1 protein-coding gene is annotated in these 1,395 nt (G+C 32.4%); it reads right to left on the reverse strand.

From position 1 onward, the window contains the following. Positions 1 to 522: 522 nt before the first annotated feature. The coding region (locus BUE24_RS23555; protein ID WP_280174055.1) for an RHS repeat-associated core domain-containing protein at positions 523 to 1,395 on the reverse strand (873 nt) is incomplete at its 5' end.

Below are 1,395 nucleotides of genomic sequence, written 5' to 3' on the forward strand. Positions count from 1 at the left end.
TGTGCATATATAACCTTACCAATAAAAAGTAAAGCAAAAAACAGATAATAGGTATATGTTTGAATGTTCTTCATTTTTTAAGCTTTTGATAGGATGTAATTATCCTATTAAATCCATCTTCTATTGGTTTATTTGTTTAAAATGTTTGTAAAACATTATCCCGAAAATGATAATTCCAATAATCAAATTCAACACACCGTTTTCATCTATGTGACTTTGTGAAGTTAAATAGGTGTATATGAAATATTCTATAATTAAATACAAGGCAAATACTGCGGCAAAAATTGACATGCTCTTAGATTTAAGAGAGTAGTACAACGGAGCAGTAAAGAGTATTATTGAAATTAGGGGAAGAGGTATATACAGCAATAAATAGTAAAATGCGTCTTCGCTAATTCTTGATTTAGCTATATTAGGAATTTTATAGTTGTTGCTTTTTATCATCATGAAAAGATAAAAAACAGAGTATTTTACAATAAAAAAAGCTATAATCTTCGTGATTAATTTCATAATAGTTATACTTTAATATCTCTGGAAAAATTTCGATGGGAAATATTTTGTGTTTCGATTTCGGTAAAATAAATCAGCTCTATGCGTCTTTTCGAATGAAGGTTGGATGTAATGCATGTATCGGATATCATTTACATCTAAAGTTGCAGATGGAAATATATTGGTATATGCTGAAAAAGATAGCTCTCCATTATGTATAGAAATATTCAGTTTTTGTGACACATCTACAATTCTATACCCCATCACAGATAATGCGAATTCCTCAATTTTAGGGACACTTGCATGTTGTTCAAAAGTTATGTCATACCCAATAAACTTTCCATCTTCAAAAGCTTGACTTTGTAGAAAAATGTTATTTCTTCCTCCTTCACCAGGATAATAATTCCTACCTTTTCCTACCGGAGTAGGTCCAAGACGATAAGAAGAGTAACTGGCAATGGAAAGCAAATCACCAACTTGATTTTCAATTCCAGAAATTGTTACAGTACTAGTTATTTTATCACCAATTAGAGGTTTGCCTCCTCCTGGACCATCCCAATATTTTTCATCGATAAAACTATTAAACGTAAAAGTCACTGTTTTGCCTAAATAGGTTTCTCCTGCTTTTGTTGTGGCTTGAGAATTTGCGTTAGGATCCCAGTAAATACTCCCATCTTCTCTTTTTACCCAATCATTCGTACTTCCCCCGTCAGGATCAATTTTGTTTATAGGATTATTTGCCATTCCCAAATACGGGGAAGCGAATTCATTTTTTGGATCAGTTGTTAACCAACGTGCAATTCTTGCATCCCAAAGTCTGAGTTCAAAGGCTTCTTTATCAGTTTCAGTATCTTTTTCCTGCCCTTGATATTGATAGCGGTATTGTCCATCGGTTAATTTTCTACC

The organism is Aquimarina spongiae, from assembly GCF_900141785.1.
Taxonomy (GTDB): Bacteria; Bacteroidota; Bacteroidia; order Flavobacteriales; family Flavobacteriaceae; genus Aquimarina; species Aquimarina spongiae.